We start from the raw sequence: 20,225 nt of genomic DNA, 5'->3' as shown, positions 1-20,225 counted from the left end.
GAAATTATACTTTTTTTAAAAAACATTTATTTTTTTTAATTCCATAAATAATAAAAGAAGCAATCCTTTGTCGATTTGCATAATCTGCCTCAACGATTCCAGTGCCCGAGCACTCAATTTATAGGTTCCTTTCGTTGTAAGTCCCATAATTTCAGAAATTTGGTCGTAGCTCATTTCCTCAAAATATCTTAAGTAAATGATTTCTTTCTGACGTGGGGTCAATTGCTTCATCGCTTGGGAAAGCTGTAATACTTTTTCTGTAAGTTCTTCTTTTTTGATATATGCGGACTCCAAATTAAACTGCAAGTCAAATACGGTTTGATCGTTGATCTCAACTTTTTGATATTTTTTTTCCTTCGTGTAGTGCGAATTGATCACGTTCTTTAACGCACTAAAAAGATAGTACCGGATATTGTCAGTAGGACCTAATTTTGTCCTAGTCTCCCAGATTTTGGTGAACAGATTGTGCAGGCAATCTTTTACTTCATCCTCGTTATTGAGAATGCGCATTCCATAACGATAAAGGGAATCAAAATAAACCTGGTAGATTTCGTCCAAGGCATTTTCATCTCCCTTTAACATTCTGGCCCAAATGTCCGTATCGCTAAGTTGAAAATTCAATTTTATATATCGCGATTAAATATAGAAAACAATTTTCACCAATAAAAAGAATTAATAACGCCATTGCTGCTAAACATTTTGAACTTTGTTAACACCTTCTGAATGTTTGACAAATTTCAAGATGAAAATCTCGTTTATAAGCTTTGGAATATTGAAATTACTATAGGATCATGGAATTAGAAAAGGGATTCATCGGGTATAGGCGAGTATCTCGCTCATCCGATCCTGAAATATTTTTTTCGACTTATATACGGTGTTTTGTCCGTATAGAAAGTTGCAACATTGACTACTGCAACTGCCATCTTTAAACTGAGTTTGGTAGCGTTTTTTCTTACCGTAAAACACTTTTTCGGAGCACGAAACCAGTATAACAATCAAAATGATATCAACAGTCCGGAGACTGTCTTTCATCGGAAGCGTGGAGTGATTTTTGAATAATATCTTTATTTGGGTGGAATAATCATAAAGAGTTAATCCCATATTGCCGAAAATAAAATTTTCTTAATTCATTAACTATCGAACGATTTTTTTAAGGTACGACGTCATATTGATTGATTATTCACTTATCAGACTCGATGATAAGAAAATATGGGCAGAAAATCTTGCCGAAGGTTGGGGGCTATTGTTAAGTTAAGTTTGCCGATCTGAAGTCGACCATTGGATATTTCAGTCAAATGGTTTTGCCTATTTTGGCGAAAAACTGAAATTGATGAGACTAACACACTTCAGTGATCAATATTTGGAAAGCATTTTCATATAATTGCATTTGCAACACTTCTCTTGTTATGTTTAAAAGAATTCTAAGGCACTCCTTCTCACTTCTTCATGCAGATCACGTAAAGCTCGGCAAAAAATGGAATTACAGAAATGTCATTAGTCCCTATCATCGTATTTATTACATAGATGAGGGAAGTGGGGAAATATCCGATATGGAAAACATATTCACACTTGAACCTGGATATCTATATATCATACCTAGCTATACCTTATGTAATCTTAATTGCAGGGAATATCTTAGTCAGTACTTCATACAGTTTTTTGAAGAGTCTGTAGATGGGCTCTCCATGTTTGAAAATAGTCGTTCTATCTTTAAAATCAAAGCCAAACATATCGATGTCATCAACTTTAAACGTTTGTTGCAAATAAACCCTTTAAGGGGAATAAATCGTTCAGACAATCCGAAAGTTTATGAAAAAAAAGATTATTACAGGGAATACCAGGAACTTAACGAACGGCAAAGCTTATCATACTTTATAGAAACCCAGGGTATCATCTTACAACTTGTCTCCAGATGGTTCAATGATTCCCAGATGCAACAATTGATGGCTTCTGTGAATGTACCGGTTAAAATTCTTGATACAATAAATTTTATATCTGCAAATCTTCATCTTGATCTCTCTGTAAGCTTTTTGGCAAGTAGGGCCAATACAAATTCCGACTATTTTTCCAGACTATTTAAAAAGCACATTGGCAAACGGCCTTTAAGATATGTGATTGAAAAACGTTTAGAGAGAGTACAATATCTGATAACAAACACTAAAATGACTTTGAGTGAAATCGCTTTAGAAGTAGGCTTTCACAGTTCGTCCCAGCTTTCCCACACCTTCAAGAACGTCATTGGAAAATCACCCAGAATGTTGAAATCCCATCCTAGATAAAAAGATTGTTTGCCATTCATGCGCTTATACACACTGCTATTTGTAATCAATCTTAAATATTAATATCCGCTTTTGTCTGAAATCTGTATCTGTTAGGCGTGGTACCAGTAAATTTTCTAAACGTTCGGTAAAAATAACCTAAGCTCTCAAAGCCGGTCTCATGGGCGATTTCTTCTAAAGATTTAGGTGATGTGACCATTAGATATTGCGCCCTCTCAATGCGTTTCTCATTAATGTACGCAATAGGTCGATCGCCGGTGTATTGTTCAAAAATCCTGGAAAAATAATCTGGATGATAACCAACCTCATTTGCTAAAAAACCAACCGTTATATGTTTATTAAGGTTCAGGTGGATGTAACTTACAGTTTCCATAATCTTACTAGGAACCCTGCTTTTATTGTCTTTCACGTTTCCCAAGGGAATAAACTTAGATAGCAATTGAAAAAGTATGCCCTGCGTTTCGAAATAATCAGATTGACTTTGAGCATTGTTTGGTTGTTGGTATTCTCGGTAATAAATACCTTTTTCATATGTTTTAGGATTGTAAGAGCTTTTGATCCCCCTATTAGGGTTGATTTCAAGGAGTCTTTTGAAATTTTCAATGTCCGACTCAATAGCTTTTTCCTTAATTATCGACCTGTTGCTCGCAAATAGGGATAATCCGTTTGCGGAATCTTCAAAAAATTGTACAAAATACTGGCTAAGATGATTATCGCATTTCAAATTGCAAGGTGTAAATGAGGGTATGATGTATAAAAAGCCAGGCTCTAAATAAACTTTTGACTTATTATTCCATAGCCATCCTTCTCCTTCGTCAATATAATATATCCGATAATATGGACTGATGATCTCTTTAAAATTCCATCGATTGTCCAGTGTTACGTGGTCAACATGGAGCATCGATAGTGAATGATTAAATGTCCTCATTACAATTACAGCTTTAACATCTCCTCTAAAGGTTAAGGTTGTCAGGATTAAAAGTCCAATGCTTTAAAATAACAAATGTAAGAATATAACCATATCGGTTTCGTTTATGATAAATTTTTGCTCTTATTTATCACAATGATATCGGATTTGTTGACTAAAAAGTCTAATAATGACAATAAAGCTTCGCATTTGGTGGATTAGATTTGTATTAATTCAGTAGCTATGATGTGGATTTCTACTTGTTAGCAAGCTAAATAATAAATAAAACAACTAACCAAATATTCTATTATGAAACAGATCAAAGAAAATTCTTCTTAACACAAATATTATGCATCTGAACAGCCCTTCAGGTGGTTTTCAATTCTAATAACATGCACAGAAATTAAATTGCCAGATTTGGCGGGGGTGTATGTTTTTGTCAAAAATATTGAATTAACTTATTTCAAAAATGAAAATTAAACCAAATATATCCAAGATATTGATGCTGTTGTTACTACAGTTTCTTGGAATACAATCCTTAACATCTGCCATTGAAACTGGTGGCAATCTTTTATCCCCGTTGATCAAACAGCGGGATATTGCTGTCTCAGGGAAAGTAGTGGATACCAAAGGTGGTCCTATACCTGGGGTTAGTGTACTTATTAAAGGAACAAAAACTGGTACGATCACTGACGCTAATGGTAATTTTATGATTAATGTTCCCAATGAGGAAACGATTTTAACGTTCAGTTACACAGGATTCGAAAATGTTGATCGAAAAGTTGGCGCTAACAAATTGATAGACATTGTTTTGCAGGCAAAAGATAATGATTTGGACGAAGTGGTAGTTGTTGGATATGGCACGCAGAAGAAAGTAAACCTGACAGGTTCTGTATCTTCTATTTCTGCTAAAGAAATTGCCAACAGACCTATCACCCAGGCATCTCAAGCTTTAGCCGGTCTGGCAAGTGGCGTTACTGTCACACAAGGAACGGGTAGACCCGGAAGTGATGGTGCAGGGATAAGGATCAGGGGAATAGGCACATTCTCTGGCGCAGGAAATAGCCCGCTAGTGCTTATAGATGGGCTTGCAGCTTCTCTGAATGATATCGATCCCAATAACATTGAAACAATTTCAGTCTTAAAAGATGCCGCGTCAGCTTCAATATATGGAACAAGAGCTGCCAATGGTGTTGTCCTTATTGAGACCAAGAGAGGGAAAAGTGGAAAAATGCAGGTCAACTATAACAATTATTTTGGATGGCAGCAGGTTACCGAAATGCCTGATTTCGTTGAATCTGCAGTTTATGCAGAAATGAAGAACGAAGTCAGCCCAAATACCTATACCGCTGCAGAAATTCAGAAATTTCGTGACGGATCAGATCCTGATAATTATCCAAATGTTCCACATTTGAAAAATCTACTAACCTCAAACAACGGTTTCCAACAGAGCCATACGGTCAGCTTTAGCGGAGGGAATGATAAAAACTCCTATATTTTCTCCACTACCTATCTCAATCAAAATGGTATTGTAGCGAAAAACAGTTTTGACAGATATAACTTTTTATTGAATTTTAATAGTCAGATTACGGATAACCTTAATCTAAAAGTAAGTACAAATGGCTTTACCTATAATGTCGATGAACCTAGACATTATGAAGGCGATATGTCTAATATGATTAGATTTGCGGTTCGTGAGGGTCCTGTGTTTGCGGGTCTAAAATCTGATGGAAGTTATGGTTATCAGGACAATTACAGCCCTGAGGCATGGTTGGCAACAGAATCGTTTATCAACAGAAAAAACAAGAACTTTTTGGGTGGGGCGGAACTGGCCTGGTCACCTTTGAAAAATTTTACTTTAAGTGGAAAAGCGGGATACAAATACTTGACTTATGTAGATAACAGTTTTGCTTCTGATCTCCGTTTTAACAGCTCAAAGTTTATTGGGCCTAATAACTTAACTGTTAGTTCAGGAGACAATTCACTGGTTACATTGCAATCACTAGCACAGTATGCCAAAAATACGGGTAAACATAATTATACAATTTTGGCTGGATATTCTCAGGAAGAATATAGAGAAGACGGCATGAGTGCTTTTAGAAGTGGTTTTCCAAACAATTCACTTTATGAATTGAATGCAGCCTCTTCCAGCAATATGCAAAACTCAGGTTCAGGTTCTGAGTGGGCGCTGAGATCTTATTTTGGTAGAATTAATTATTCTTTTGATGGGAAATACCTATTTGAAGCCAATGCGAGGTATGATGGAACATCTAGATTTCCAACAGACGGCAGATGGGGATTCTTCCCATCAATGTCTGCAGGCTGGAGGATTTCCGAAGAGTCATTTGTAAAGGATAATTTCAAATGGATCGATAATTTAAAATTGAGAGCATCTTGGGGAAGGTTAGGTAATCAGAATATAGGAAATTATCCTTATCAAAACGTACTTTCCCTGGGACAAGATTATCCTTTTGGAGGAAGTATATCTTCAGGAGCAAGATTAACTACGTTATCAAACGCAGCTATAAAATGGGAAACGACAACTGTATCTGATATAGGTCTGGATTTCTCTATTTTTAATGGCAGATTGAGCATGGTTGTAGATTACTTTAACAAAAAAACTACTGATATTTTATCGCAACTAACAGTTTCAAGTGTTCTGGGATTAACTCCATCAGAAGTAAATGCCGGGACAGTTGACAATAAAGGTTTTGAAGTTTTATTAAACTATCAACAACAAATTGGAAAAGTGAAACTTGGATTCAGTCCGAACTTTTCATATGTGAAAAATAGTGTAAGTGAACTTGCTGGTGGTATCAATGAAGACATTAATAGAGGCCTTTTCGTTGGGCAGCCTATTAATGCGATATACGGATTTGAGGCGGATGGACTGTTTGTAGATCAAAATGATGTAAATACCTATCCAACCCAGCCTTATTCGGCAGCCCCGGGATTCGTACGTTATAAAGATATCAGCGGACCGAATGGAGTACCGGATGGAATGGTTAATGCTACCTATGACAGAAAAATTATTGGCTCTAGTTTTCCTAAGTTTTCTTACGGAGCATCCCTTACTGCTGATTACGCTGGGTTTGACTTTTCGCTATTGCTTCAGGGCTTAGGAGGATACCAGCGATTAATGGGACCATATCAGGCATACGCTTTTTATAATGGTGGTCAAATTCAACAATGGCAGGTCGATAACAGATGGACTACTGCTAATCCTGATCGGAATGCAAAATATCCAAAGTTGAGCAATCTTAGCGGCGGTGCCGGTACCATTCTGCCTTCAACTTACTGGATGAGAGATGCGAGCTTTTTAAGGGTGAAAAACATTCAGCTAGGCTATACCTTCTCTAGTGAGCTAATGAAAAAAATAAAAATCGACAGATTGAAACTTTTTGTGAGTGGTCAAAATCTATTCACTTTCAAAAAGTTCTACGAAGGATGGGATCCGGAAATGGATAATGGTGATTACAGCCCTTATTACCCGATCACTAGCGTTTACACTTTCGGTGCAAATATTAGGTTTTAGTTTAGCTGAAATAAAAATTATAACGATGAAAAATCAAATATCTAAAAATATAGTTTCCTCAACCATTATTATGTTGGTTGTATCATTGACGATAAGTGGATGTAAAAAGGACTTTTTTGATAAACAACCTTTGGACAGGGTGTCGGACGCTACTTTCTGGAAAACGGAGGGTGATGCAAAATTAGCGCTGACAGGAGTTTACAGAGCACAAAGCGGCTGGGGAGGTCAGGATTGGTGGCATCCGCTTTCCATGATGTGGCTGGATTTAATGGCCGGTAACGGATCTGAGAAGGAAATGTCTCCGGATAGGGTAACTGATGGATCACTCAATTCAGCATATTGGGTAACCTCCGGATATTGGGATAATTCTTACCAGCGGATCACAACCTGTAATAATTTTCTGGCGCATATTGGTACGGTAACTATGGATGAGAATGCCAAAAAGGTCATGATTGCTGAAGTAAGAGCATTACGAGCTTATGAATATTTCAATCTAACGGTGTATTTTGGTGATGTGCCCTTGGTAACCAATGTCTTAACTATCAATGAAGCGAACTCCGTTTCCCGTACATCCAAAAGCGAAATCTGGTCCTTTTTAGAAACAGAACTTAAAGAAAGTGCTGCGCTACTTCCTGTTACAAGACCTAACGCAGAAAGCGGCCGCTTTACAGCCGGGTCAGCGCTTGCAGTTTTAGGAAGATTACAGATGTTTGAGAAGAAATGGAGTGATGCAGCAGTAACTTATAAGAAAATCATTGACAGTAAAGCTTATGTCGTACAGGACGATTTCAGCCAGCTTTTTTATATTTCCAATGAGTTTAGCAAGGAAATTATCTTAAGTACCCAGTATATCCCTGACACATATTCCCATCCGGTTCCTCAATATTTATATCCCGAGGCATTTGGTGGGTGGCACCAATTCTCTCCATACAATGAATTGGTAAAAGAGTTTGAATGTATTGATGGGAAACCAATTACAGAATCGCCTCTTTATAACATTAATACTCCTTATGCCAATAGAGATCCAAGGCTGGATTTTACAATCATGATATCTGATCGCTCTACGTTTAGAGGACAAACATATGTTTCAAGACCTGGCACATCCTCACCAGATCGTTTCAACAGGTATGGTTGGAGTGGATACTGTATCATGAAAACAATGGACCCGAGTTATACCGGTAATCTTCAGAATTCAGGGCAAAATGCAATTTTAATCAGGTATCCAGAAGTTTTGCTAGGTTACCTGGAATCAATGATTGAGTCGGGTGGTGGACTAACGCAAAGCCTGCTGGACCAGACCATTAATGTGGTTCGTAAAAGAGCATCAGTTAATATGCCAGCCGTTACCCAACTTGATCCTGCAGCTTTAAGAACAATTGTTAGACGGGAACGTCGCGTAGAGCTTGCTTTCGAAGGGATTCGATATTATGATATCCTGCGCTGGGGCATCGCTGCTGAAGAGCTTAACAAACAATTTACAGGGATGAAATTAACCAATACCCCTGCAACATATAGAGATTTTCCTGTAGATGATCAGGGTTATTTTATTTATCAAAAAAGAGCCTTTAAAAAAGGGATAAATGAGCTTTGGCCTATTCCACAAAAGGAAATTCAAATCAATAAAAATCTTAAGCAAAATGCTGGCTATTAGCGATAAGGTAGATATTGAGCAGTTTTATCAATATCCAATTCATATCAAACGGAAAGCTTATAACAACATTAGATAAATATCTCTAAAAATGATTAATAGAAGAGACCTGCTTAAACAACTTGCTTTAGGTGTACCTGCTTTAGCATTAGGAAAGAACCTTAATGCTGCACAGAAAATATTGGAAGCCCCGGGAATCGGATATATTCCCGGGCGGTTTAAACCAACTTGGGAGTCCCTATCATCATATCAGACTCCGGAATGGTTCCGGAATGCCAAATTTGGAATTTGGGCACATTGGGGTCCACAGTGTCAGCCGGAACATGGTGACTGGTATGCAAGGGAAATGTACATGGAGGGGAGCAGGCAAAATAAATATCATCTTGAAAAATATGGACATCCTTCAAAGTTTGGCTTTAAAGATGTGATTAATGAGTGGAAAGCTGAGAAATGGGATCCACAGGAACTTTTGAGTTTATACAAAAATGCTGGGGCAAAATATTTTATGGCTCTTGCTAACCATCATGATAACTTCGATCTTTTTAAAAGTTCCTATCAAAGTAAATGGAATTCCACAAAAATTGGACCCAAACAAGATATCATTAAAGGGTGGGAAAAAGCTGCACGTAGTAACGGGATGCATTTTGGTGTAAGTGTTCATGCAGCCCACGCATGGACTTGGATGGAAACTGCTCAGAGATCCGATTTAAAAGGCGATATGGCAGGCATACCGTATGATGGGAAATTAACGGCTGCAGATGGAAAGGGGAAATGGTGGAATGGCCTTAATCCTCAGGATTTATATGCACAGAATCATGCTTTAAGTGAGAATAGCTGGGATAACAATTCTTCAGGCAAACAGTGGGATTGGGGAAACGGCGCTTCCGTGCCTTCAAAACAATACTGCGAGAAATTTTATAATAGAACGATCGAGCTTATCGATAATTATGCTCCGGATCTGATTTACTTCGATGATACCGCATTGCCGCTCTGGCCGGTTAGCGATGTTGGATTGCGCATTGCATCTTATGCTTATAATAAAAGTATACAAAAAAACAATAAGCTTGAAGCTGTGATATTCGGAAAAATACTCGATAAGCAACAAAGGAAGTGTATGGTATGGGATATAGAACGTGGACATAGTAATGAAATCGAACCGCTTCCATGGCAGGCTGATACTTGTTTAGGCTCGTGGCATTACGACAGAACAGTATATGATAACAATAGTTATAAAAACGCAAAAACAGTAGTTCATACCCTTGCAGATGTTGTAAGTAAAAATGGAAATCTTCTATTAAGTGTTCCTGTTCGAGGCAATGGAACGATTGATGAGATAGAGCGAAGTGTAGTGGAGGAAATTGGAGATTGGATGAGCGTAAATAGTGAAGCCATCTACGATACCCGCCCCTGGAAAGTTTTTGGTGAGGGGCCTTCTACTGAAACACGGCAGCTTTTAAAAGACCAGGGATTCAATGAAGGTAAAAATAAGCCCTTTACCTCGGCAGATATTCGTTTTACTAAAAAGGTTAATTCTATATATGCTATTGTAATGGGCTGGCCAGAAGGTGGAAGTATCCGAATCAAAGCTATGAAACGTGGGAGTCCAAATTTGGAAAAGCCAGTCTCGAATGTGGTGGTTACTGGCACCAGCCAAAAATTAGCGTTTACCCAAGGTGAAAATTTTCTTGAAGTGAATTTAAGTGATTTTAAACCAAAACATACTTATGCTTTTGCGCTAAAAATATCCTAGCTAGCTTATTAAACTTTGATTGATCAGCATCAAACGCTAACCATCTGAAATGTCTGTTGGAGTTGACTGAAATTAAAAAATAAATATATGAAGAAATTGATTTTGGTGTGTGTTCTTTGCATAGCGGTTTATTGTACAACCCATTCCCAAAACAGCATACAAAGAACAAGTAAAGAGAAAGATAAGAGTGCCTCAATCAAAACATCAGATTTTACACTTGGGCAAAATGAATTTCTATTAAATGGCAAACCTTTCCTAATTCGGGCAGGTGAGCTTCACTTTCCCCGCATCCCTCGTGCTTATTGGGACCATCGCATCAAAATGTTAAAGGCGATGGGCATGAATACAGTATGTATTTATCTGTTTTGGAATCTCCATGAGGAAAGAATGGATAGTTTTGATTTTTCAGGGCAAAAAGATGTAGCTGCATTTGTCAGGCTGATTCAATCCAATGGAATGTACTGTATAGTAAGGCCTGGTCCATATGCCTGTGCAGAATGGGATATGGGAGGTTTGCCTTGGTGGTTGTTAAAGAAAAAGGACATTAAGGTTCGTAGCAAGGACGACTCTTTCTTCATGGATAGATCTGGTAAATATTTAAAAGAGGTTGGTAAACAGCTTTCTTCTCTTCAAATACAAAAAGGCGGACCTATCATTATGGTACAGGTAGAAAATGAATATGGTGCTTTTGGTAAAGACGGAGATTATATGGAAGTGACAAGAAAAAATGTGCTGGCTGCAGGCTTTGATCGGGTTCAGCTCATGCGTTGTGATTGGTCTTCGAATTTTAACAACTACCAAACTGCGCCAAGTGTAGCGGTAACATTAAACTTTGGTGCGGGATCAGATATTGATAAACAGTTTGAGCTTTTCAAGAAACTACACCCATCAGCGCCATTGATGTGCAGCGAATACTGGACGGGCTGGTTTGACAATTGGGGCAGGCCACACGAAACACGATCGATCAACAGTTTTATCGGAAGTTTGAAAGATATGATGGAAAGAAGAATTTCCTTCAGTTTATATATGGCTCATGGTGGTACGACTTTCGGACAATGGGGTGGAGCAAACTCCCCGCCATATTCGCCTATGGTCACCAGTTATGATTATGATGCGCCGATCGATGAACAAGGAAGGCCAACGGAAAAGTTTTTTGCTGTGAGGGATCTGTTAAAGAATTATCTCAATCCAGGCGAAAAAATCGGTGTGATGCCGACCCCGTTGGACGTTATCGAAATACCTAAAATCACATTTACTAAATCCGCGAATATATTTAATAATTTACCGCCTGCCAAAAAAAGCAAAAGCATTATGTCTATGGAGATGTTTGACCAGGGATGGGGTAGGATCAACTATCGAACAAATCTAACAGCTTCAACAGTTCCAAGAAAGCTTGTTGTGACTGAAATACATGATTGGGCATCAATTTTTATCAATGGAAAATTGGTAGGTAACATTGACCGGAGAAGGGCAGAAAACACTATTGAGATTCCTCCAGTCCCTAATAATGCTGTTTTGGATATATTAGTTGAAACAACAGGACGCGTAAATTTTGGTGAAGCCATTATTGATAGAAAGGGTATTACCGAGAAGGTAGAAATTCAGGAGGGGGATCACTATGAAGAATTAACCGACTGGTCTTCTTATAGTTTTCCTGTAGATTATACCTTTCAATCTAATGTGTTATTTAAGAATGAGCCTGCACTAGGCCCGGCTTGGCACAAGGCTAATTTCATCCTTAACAAAACCGCTGATACCTACCTGGATCTAAGCACATGGGGCAAAGGAATGGTTTGGGTAAATGGCCATAATATAGGAAGGTTTTGGAAAATTGGTCCCCAGCAAACCATGTTCGTACCAGGCGTCTGGTTAAAAAAAGGTAACAATGAGATTATGGTATTGGATCTTGAAGTACCAGCTCAAAGAACAGTGATGGGTTTGAATAGACCTATCGTAGATAGAATTGTTCCAGATGCCTCACTTTTGGTTCGCAAAAAAGGACAGAAACTTGATTTGACTTCTATGATACCTGTTCTGAAGGGCAAATTTGATGATCGGAAAAACTGGAAAGATGTAATGTTCAAAAACGCTATCAGTGGAAGATATTTTTGTTTGGAGGCCACAACCTCAATTCTTGATAAAGATGTGACCAGTGCTATTGCAGAATTACAGATCATAGATAATGAAAACCATCTAATATCCACTCAAAAATGGAAGGTAATCTACGCCGATAGTGAGGAAATGACAGCTGCCAATCATGCTGCAGACAGGATTTTCGATAATCAGGAATCAACATTCTGGCAGTCTCAGTATATTGGCGGTACTACCCAACATCCACATCAGGTCGTGATTGATCTGGGAGCGGAATATCAAATAAAGGGTTTCAGGTATCTTCCGAGAAGTGATAAAAATAAAACCGGAATGATTAAGGATTATAACATCTATATCAGCGTTAGCCCTTTTAAAATGTAGCACCCCTATTTTAATGCAGTGATTCCTACAGTCAATACTAAAACTGTTTGATCTTGGAACAAAAAAGCTGAATAACGATGCCGCTTATGGAAGTATTTTGATTATGATGCTTATTGTAGGTGATACCCTTGTACAAAGGACTTTTCGAATGATCAGTGATGGAAGTAGAAATTCCTAAGATGGCTGCGTCGTTCCTAGGCTTTATTTTGCTGCATCGCATGTTATGCCTCAAAGGGGAATTTTTCAATCAATGATTAAATCACAACCCCACACAACTTAATAAAAATGAAAAAATATGCACTTGCCTTGGATCTGATAGATGATGATAAACTGATCAGGGAATATGAAGAACATCATAAAAATGGTTGGCCAGAAGTTTCCACGAGCATTATCGAATCGGGCGTTCTTTCTATGGAAATATATCGAACCTCCAATCGTTTATTTATGGTAATGGAAACTACAGATGAATTTACTTTTGAAAATAAAAAAATAATGGATCAGTCTAATAAACACGTTCAAGAATGGGAGAAGCTTATGTGGAATTTCCAGCAAGCTCTGCCATGGTCTAATCCGGGAGAAAAGTGGGTTCTAATGAATAAAATTTTTGAACTTAAAAATGAGCAGCAAACCATTGAAAACAATTAACCCCGATTCAACTGAAATACAGATCCCCAAGATTGTATTTGGAACAAGTGGATTAGGTAATCTTTATCAGTCCAAATCTTTCGAGTCTAAGAAAGAAATCATTAAAGCTGTATTGCAGCATTCCAAAGACTTTGCTTTTTTTGATACAGCAGGTAAATACGGAGCTGGACTTGCATTGGAAGTACTTGGGCAAAGCTTGTCTGAACTAGATATAGATCCCGAAAAAGTTATCATATCCAACAAATTAGGATGGTTTAGGACAGAGCTATCATCTCAGGAACCCACTTTTGAGCCGGGAATCTGGAAAGATCTCAAAAATGATGCAATCCAAAAAATTAGCTATCAAGGAATTCTGGAATGTTTTGAACAAGGCAATAGACTTCTTGGTAAATATCATTCACAATTTGTATCTGTACACGATCCAGACGAATACCTTTTAGCTGCAAAGAATACTGAGGATTATAACTTACGTTACCAGGATATTCTTCAAGCTTACCTAGCGTTGAATGAACTAAAAGCTGCGGGAAAAGTTAAAGCAGTAGGGATAGGGGCCAAGGATTGGAAAACAATTGAAAGAATCTCCTTAGATGTTGATTTGGATTGGGTCATGATTGCAAATAGTTTAACTGTTCACTCGCATCCAAAAGAGCTACTTGATTTTCTATTGTTATTAAACGACAGGAATATAACAGTTATCAACTCTGCAATTTTTAATGGAGGATTTTTGACAGGCAGTGACTTTTACAATTACCGACTAGTAGATGGTAGTGATCCTTTCGATCTGGAACTCTTAAAGTGGCGTGAAGATTTCTTTGAGCTATGTGATAAGTTTAGTATACTGCCTGCAGAGGCCTGTTATAATTTTTCAACCCGTTACCCTGGAATTCGTAGCATTGCAATGAGTACTTCAAAGGTTGAAAAGGTTCCTGTTAATATCGCAATGGCAACAGTCAAAGTGCCAGAAGAATTTTGGAAAGAAATGGAGCAAAAAGGATTAATTAATGAAAAATAAAAGTGTGGTAATTCTATTAGCGTTTACTGAGCTTTTTACTTCTTAGTTGAGTTTGTTATCCATATATTTCATTGCTAGTCAGTGTAATGATCACTATCAGAGTACTAAACTTGGCTATTGAAAATGGATCTTTCTCTGTCTACTGCAACTATTGATAACATTCCAGTAAATAATTAGATGATTATAATGTTATCAATGGTCTACATCACTTTTTTTTGGTTGTATTGTAATCATTACCAATTGCATGCGATGAGTACTTTTGGGATTGATTAAAAAAATTATCACTGAAAATGCGGAGCCTAAAAGACAAATTAAGATAATGGGTAGAAACTTATTCCTTCGTTGTTTCACTGGATTTATATGGAGCCTCAGAATTCATTAAAAATTAAAGAAGTTGTATGTACTTAAAAAGCAGATTCGATCTATGAAAAAACTCAGATTTTTTTGAAAAATCATTCGACGCGATCACAGGAGATACCTTATAAAAACTAGATCAAAGGAAACCCGATCTTTTAAAATCAGTGTTTCTTTCCATAAGTGAAATATTTATTTAACCACAACTCTAACTCTGTCTAAATTTTGAATCAAGGCAAAAGGCGTTTTGTTATCACCATCTCGTTGCGACACGACCCTTACTGTAACGAAATAAGTACCCTTATGCACAAATTTATGTTTTGATTCCGCATTATAGACGTTCTTTTCTTGGGACGCTTTAAATTTACCCTTTTTAAATGTGCCTTTATTTTCAAAATCCCATTCGACCCTCACAATTTTTCCGGTATTTTCAGGGAGATTTATGGTAACATTGAATTTGGCGTTGTCACCTACATTTTTTACAACAGCTTTTTGGTCTTCAACCAAAAGTTGTGGTACGGGCTGTAAACCCTTTCTTTCTGCCGCTGTAAGAGGGATAACGACCTGTCCGTCCAGGATCCTGTAATTTGTTGTCGGTGACGGCTCAATTCCATTTTCAACCCATTGGCTCAGGTCCCTTAAAGCCTGCTGCAAAGTTCCCAGATAACTCACAAGTCTGTCAGGATCTTCCTGTTTAGTGACATCCCCGTGTACAGCTCTGTCAGTGTACCATAGTCTAAAATTGTGGTCAGTTTGGTCCTTTAGCTGTTTACGAACCTCTCTGGCATACCAGTCTGCATTCCAGGGAAGTGCCTCTCTATCCCATAACGAGGACAGCACAATCACTTTTCCCTTCAATTTTCCAGATGGTAACACGCCTGAAGCAGACTTGGTAAATAAGGGACCAATAAGAAGATCTCTCTGCGGATAGATCGGTTGTCCATCATTGCCAACAAATTGTTTCCATACAGGATATTCAACTATATTTGGAACTTGGTGACGGTGATATGTTTGGGCTGCAAGAAAATCTGAATTGTCGATCTGTACCTTATTCCCTACTTTCAGATCCGCCGCGAAAGGATATGTACCAGCGCCGATGATTATCTTATCACCAACGGTTTTTGAGATCTGTATCTTTTTATCTTTATGTGGTCCATCTAATATTTTTAGATCGCCACCTAGAAAGTCAACTTCAGGTAAGGTCTTCTCCAATTGAAAGGCAACCGGCAACTTTTGATTTTGCCCATTACCCTTCCACGCTAGATCGGCAGAACCTCTTTCAGTAATCGTTGGCGCTGGGATCAATCCCATCTTTACAGCTTCATCTTCGTAGATCACTGCTTTGATCCTGCTGTCAGCTTGCAACCTAAATTTATGTAAAGATTGTGGATCGTCAAATCCAAGATAACCCTTTTTGTTCCAAAAATCTTTATTAAAATAGCTCGGGTCTGCAGATACCATTCCTGGATAAACAGCAGAAAAACCATGAACCCCCATCGTTTCATATCCAAACCAGGACTGTGGGGGAAACCCCATTTTTGTTACTTCAGTAAGCGCTTCACGTTCTTTCTCGTTTAAACCTTTATACATATCACCGCTTCCCCCGGGCTCCAGTGCATCGATGATCTGTGGAAATTTATTTTTTAAAATTCGCATGGCATGCATCCTAACCGTAAACATATTGGGTATTGCCACGGGAGAGCCTACAACATATGGTACCGCTCCGTCCCAGGCATCCGTATTTTCTATACCACCAATAGTTCTGTAGGCTCCGCCGCTTCCACCAAAAGCATACCCATAGGTACGGTGCTGACCATAGATCTCAGAAGCCACCACCTTACTATATTTTGCTGATGCAGCATTTGCAAGATAAGCACTGATAAGGGTACTTTCACCTTCTTTAAGTTTTCCACCACCATTGGTTTCAACGAAATAGGCACCACTGGCTATTGAAAAACTGATCTTATCCTCTTCGCCTGTCTGATTTTGGGAGATGGTCTCACTGTCTGGGATGGGCGTAATGTACTGGTAAAAACGATTCTCATATTTTTTCTTTTCGGGAAAATAAAAGGAGAATTTAGTATCTGTATTTTTAAAACCTCCATGAATATATAAATGCCTTATTGGTTTAGTCCGCCACTCTTTCACATCTACGTATGGATGCTTAAATAGCGTGTCGGTCGTCTTAATTTTTTTTACCAGCTCGTTGCTTTGGCTCACTAAATTACTTTGCGCAGGGGCCACTGAATATTTAAAGGAAAGTATAATCAATAAACCAGTCGCAAGTTTGGCTGACAAGCTGATATTTGGGCATAGATTTTTGATTTGCATGTAATGTTTTATATTTCTGGTAGGTAAGATCATAAATGCTTTTGTTTGACTGTAAGTGAATAACCACTAGAGTGAATATGTTCTTGAAGCATGCTTATACCTTCTTCTGAGCATAATCCCCTGATGTATATGAACATGGTATTTAAAAAAATATCAAAGGAGGACAACTGGTATTTCTTAAACTTTTCTGTTCTCACTATAGTGGCATGGAGCAAAAAAACAGTATCTAAAACGACCATCGGTTTGATATCCTTTTCAAAAGAGCCATCAGTTATTGCATTTTGAATGATATTTAAAAATTTCTCCGTAAACTTTTGATCAATTGCAGTCTCCACTTTACGAGTTAATTCAGGATAATAATGATGCAGATCTTCAAAAAATTTTTGATTGATGTTATATGCGATTTCTAGGGCATAATGCCATGCATCAAAAAATCTACATGCACCATTTTTATCAAGGGATAAGCTATTCAGACACCGATACTGTTGATCATGATATAGATAGAGCACTTGTTCAAGCAAACCCTCTTTGTTTTCAAAATATTTATAGAGGGTCTTTGTCGAAATACCAAGCACCTCCACTAGCTTTACATTAGAGATTTCCCGGGTTCCAAATTGCAAAAATAGTTCAAGCGCTTTCTGGAGTATTTTTTCCTTCATAACATCACCCAAAGAATTAATCTGTTAACTGATGTACAAAGGAGCGGAAATTATTTTATTAAGAAAAGTTTCCGGATCATTTTGTTTAAAAGCCTCAAAAAAAATGACATATTCAACACGCTTGGTGATATGCATCTTGTAATTTAAGGAAATTAATGGCCTTTTATACTACCCATCCCTTACCGAAAGCCAGCCTTAAAAGCTTGAATCGTGATAACGCATTAAAACCGGGCTCATTGTTCGATTATCTACGTGTTTCAGCTTAGCCAAAAAAATCAACTCAAAAGAAATCGGGAGTTTGGTAATGAAGTAACTTAAATTGACTAGTCTTCGATTTGACTCTTTTCAGATTACTGTGAAGATTCAATAACAATTCCGTCTTTTTCCAGAACATTCACACTGTCTTTATGGAACATTCCCGCGTTAACCAGTGTGCCGGGATTAGTGTAGAGTGCCTGCAGTATATTCCGTCTATCATCAGAGAAATAATAACTGGCATAAAGTCCCGGAAGATGCTCAGCCAAATAATTGCCAACAAATTTTAGGTTGCCATAGTGGGATTTTGCTTTCCAGGATTCTGCCCTAATATCTGTTTTTCTGAACATTCTAGATGAAGTTGGACCTTTAAACAGGATACTGTCAAAATTGCCATAAACATAAAATGAATCGGGCATCGGGCCATCAATGTGGTGATGAAAAGCCCAGGAGGGCTTTCCCGTTAATGCTCCCATTTTATTCCTTGGGACGGTCTGAAGAGAAACGTAACGGTATTCAAGAGCCTCTACATTTCTTTTTGTGATACAAGCCCAGGAAAAAAATGGTAAAAGGAACATGAAGATCCTGAAGTGATGTGATGAAATTTTCATATTTTAATTCCTTAAAAGACCAGTTTGTGTACCTTAAGATTGCTAAAATAATTGAAGCCAGGCAGTTTATAATTGTGTTTAAAACTTGCTCCGTTATAGGTGATCAGTAATGTCCCAGAAAGCGTGTACTTATTATAAGTATTAGAAGATGTTGAAATGATCCAGCCCTCTAACTCTGCTCCAGCCTTATAAATAGTTGCATCAACTTCTGCTGTGATTTTAGTTTCACCAGAAGTATGGTAAACAACTGTTCTTGTCTCATTGCCCATAGCAGCTATGTCGACGACACCAGTATTGCCTTGTAGCAAAATGGATTGGAGATATGCTGATCCAACTGGTGCATACACCCTCCAGTGAGGTTCATCAGGAAGCATACACGGTGGTGCTGATGATTTCTCTGCGATTTTAATTAAACGGCCTTCGCTAAAGGTTTTTTTTTCATGCATTTTAAATTATACTTACGAATGCCTCAATTGCCATCCTTTATGAGGATAATCCATAAGAAATAATTATGGGGGTATAGATAATAAAAAATAAATTTGCTTAATCATGTGTAAAATTCATTTATCAATACAGATTTAGTTTGGTCGCTCGAGAATGCAGGTTTAAGTTGGTTCAACTTCACACGCTAATTCGCAGATGCAACTTTCAACACCAAAATCGATTAAGAATTTTTCAGCGAATCAGGCTTTTAGAAAAATGTAGGCAGGTAGCAAAAAATACCAATGTTAAATGTTCTTAAGCGCCAACTGTGTACAGGGGAATTTACACGGAATACCTCAATAAATATTATCAATCTATATCCGGGAAATAGTTTTGAATAAGCGTTTGCCTATTTGCATTATAGAATAAGATGACACAAACGTAAGTCCCATAAAAGCAAGGCTAGGTAAATACAACTACCTAAACTTTCTTTTCTCGCTTATGAAAAAGGTTTCACAAGTGGGCTTTTCTTTCTGTTTGATGCCCGAAGTGGATAAATTATATACTTTTTTAACCAGAACTTGTACCATCATAAATGCAAATGGTGGTAGGTTTGATCAATACATTTAACAGTAACATGCTATTATAATTAAATAGCGCTAACCAAATAGTAATTTACAGATAAAGCATACAACCATGCTGCTTTTCTTTTTTATGTTCCTAGCATATGAAAAGGCAGTTGCCGAAAATAACGTGCCGGAAAAAGTGATTACAGTATCTAAAAATGGAACTGCGGATTTCAGAACCATACAGTCGGCTGTCAATGCTGTCAGAGATCAGGCATATATACTGCGGTAAAAATATTCAAAGATAGTCCACATTCATTCTGCCTGTACGAACCCTGGTTTGATCCAATGCTCGTGGACATCGTTTCTTTTATCAATAAGTTTTTTCATTGAGCAAAGCAGCGCTTTTCAGGATAATGCTAATTGACGGGATCGGAGAAAGGAAAACGAGTGTTCTTAGAACGATTAAATCTAAGAAAGGAATTTGGCAATGGATCTCATTTAATACCATTATAGGGTTGATTAACAGCTGGTTTTTAATTTTGCAATAGAATCTGGTTGGATGATAATTTGTCTTTCTAGTTTTTTTGCTTTTAAAGTGCGTGAATCCTTTCCTCATCCTCGCTGAATCGGATCTGTTATAGAGGTGATTGAAGTCTAATGAACGAATATTGTTCGCGCTTGACTTCAATCACATCCGTTTATTCCTACATGCTTTTTAACCTTTCATAATCTAACTTCTTAAAATCGATCTAGAAATATTATGGTTATTATGCTT

At 37.7% G+C, this 20,225-nt stretch carries 13 protein-coding genes; 7 read left to right on the top strand and 6 right to left on the bottom strand.

The genetic code is table 11. The annotated features are described in order from the left end of the window. Nucleotides 1-15: 15 nt before the first annotated feature. Entirely contained in the window at nucleotides 16-621 is a 606-nt protein-coding gene (locus OQZ33_RS13675) for an RNA polymerase sigma factor (protein WP_265799583.1), read from the bottom strand. Nucleotides 622-1,406: 785 nt separating this feature from the next. On the opposite strand from OQZ33_RS13675, the gene OQZ33_RS13670 reads away from it, so the two are divergent. After that, nucleotides 1,407-2,279, top strand: coding sequence for a helix-turn-helix domain-containing protein (locus tag OQZ33_RS13670; protein WP_265799582.1), 873 nt, complete (start codon nucleotides 1,407-1,409; stop codon nucleotides 2,277-2,279). Nucleotides 2,280-2,331: 52 nt separating this feature from the next. Here OQZ33_RS13670 and OQZ33_RS13665 read toward each other — a convergent pair whose 3' ends face one another. Beyond that, complete coding sequence (locus OQZ33_RS13665; RefSeq protein WP_265799581.1) at nucleotides 2,332-3,207, bottom strand: helix-turn-helix domain-containing protein; 876 nt, start codon at nucleotides 3,205-3,207, stop codon at nucleotides 2,332-2,334. A gap of 448 nt (nucleotides 3,208-3,655) precedes the next feature. On the opposite strand from OQZ33_RS13665, the gene OQZ33_RS13660 reads away from it, so the two are divergent. From OQZ33_RS13660 to OQZ33_RS13635, 6 genes are all read left to right on the top strand, one after another. Continuing rightward, complete coding sequence (locus OQZ33_RS13660) at nucleotides 3,656-6,721, top strand: SusC/RagA family TonB-linked outer membrane protein (RefSeq protein WP_265799580.1); 3,066 nt, start codon at nucleotides 3,656-3,658, stop codon at nucleotides 6,719-6,721. Nucleotides 6,722-6,746: 25 nt separating this feature from the next. After that, complete coding sequence (locus OQZ33_RS13655) at nucleotides 6,747-8,372, top strand: RagB/SusD family nutrient uptake outer membrane protein (protein WP_265799579.1); 1,626 nt, start codon at nucleotides 6,747-6,749, stop codon at nucleotides 8,370-8,372. 88 nt (nucleotides 8,373-8,460) lie between these two features. After that, nucleotides 8,461-10,119, top strand: a complete 1,659-nt coding sequence (locus tag OQZ33_RS13650) for an alpha-L-fucosidase (protein ID WP_265799578.1) — start codon at nucleotides 8,461-8,463, stop codon at nucleotides 10,117-10,119. A gap of 87 nt (nucleotides 10,120-10,206) precedes the next feature. Further along, a complete protein-coding gene (locus tag OQZ33_RS13645) occupies nucleotides 10,207-12,591 on the top strand; it encodes a beta-galactosidase (protein ID WP_265799577.1) in 2,385 nt (794 codons plus the stop codon). Nucleotides 12,592-12,876: 285 nt separating this feature from the next. Then, nucleotides 12,877-13,236, top strand: coding sequence for an L-rhamnose mutarotase (locus tag OQZ33_RS13640; protein ID WP_265799576.1), 360 nt, complete (start codon nucleotides 12,877-12,879; stop codon nucleotides 13,234-13,236). Next, nucleotides 13,208-14,248: an aldo/keto reductase gene (locus OQZ33_RS13635; RefSeq protein WP_265799575.1), complete on the top strand. Its 1,041-nt coding sequence runs from the start codon at nucleotides 13,208-13,210 to the stop codon at nucleotides 14,246-14,248. The genes OQZ33_RS13640 and OQZ33_RS13635 overlap by 29 nt, the downstream gene beginning before the upstream one ends. Before the next feature lie 546 nt (nucleotides 14,249-14,794). On the opposite strand, the gene OQZ33_RS13630 is transcribed toward OQZ33_RS13635, so the two are convergent. The 4 genes from OQZ33_RS13630 to OQZ33_RS13615 form a co-directional block, all read right to left on the bottom strand. After that, nucleotides 14,795-16,966, bottom strand: coding sequence for a PKD domain-containing protein (locus tag OQZ33_RS13630; RefSeq protein ID WP_265799574.1), 2,172 nt, complete (start codon nucleotides 16,964-16,966; stop codon nucleotides 14,795-14,797). Continuing rightward, a complete protein-coding gene (locus OQZ33_RS13625) occupies nucleotides 16,963-17,592 on the bottom strand; it encodes a TetR/AcrR family transcriptional regulator (RefSeq protein ID WP_265799573.1) in 630 nt (209 codons plus the stop codon). Before OQZ33_RS13625 ends, OQZ33_RS13630 begins: the two co-directional genes overlap by 4 nt. A gap of 350 nt (nucleotides 17,593-17,942) precedes the next feature. Beyond that, on the bottom strand, nucleotides 17,943-18,458 hold the full coding sequence (locus OQZ33_RS13620) for a hypothetical protein (protein ID WP_265799572.1): 516 nt from the start codon (nucleotides 18,456-18,458) through the stop codon (nucleotides 17,943-17,945). Nucleotides 18,459-18,469: 11 nt separating this feature from the next. Continuing rightward, on the bottom strand, nucleotides 18,470-18,904 hold the full coding sequence (locus OQZ33_RS13615) for a hypothetical protein (RefSeq protein WP_265799571.1): 435 nt from the start codon (nucleotides 18,902-18,904) through the stop codon (nucleotides 18,470-18,472). Nucleotides 18,905-20,225 lie beyond the last annotated feature (1,321 nt).

The sequence above is a fragment of the Pedobacter sp. MC2016-05 genome (assembly GCF_026239735.1).
Taxonomy (GTDB): domain Bacteria; phylum Bacteroidota; class Bacteroidia; order Sphingobacteriales; family Sphingobacteriaceae; genus Pedobacter.
Note: the sequence above shows the minus strand (reverse complement) of the source record. Positions and strands in the feature narration are given on the sequence as shown.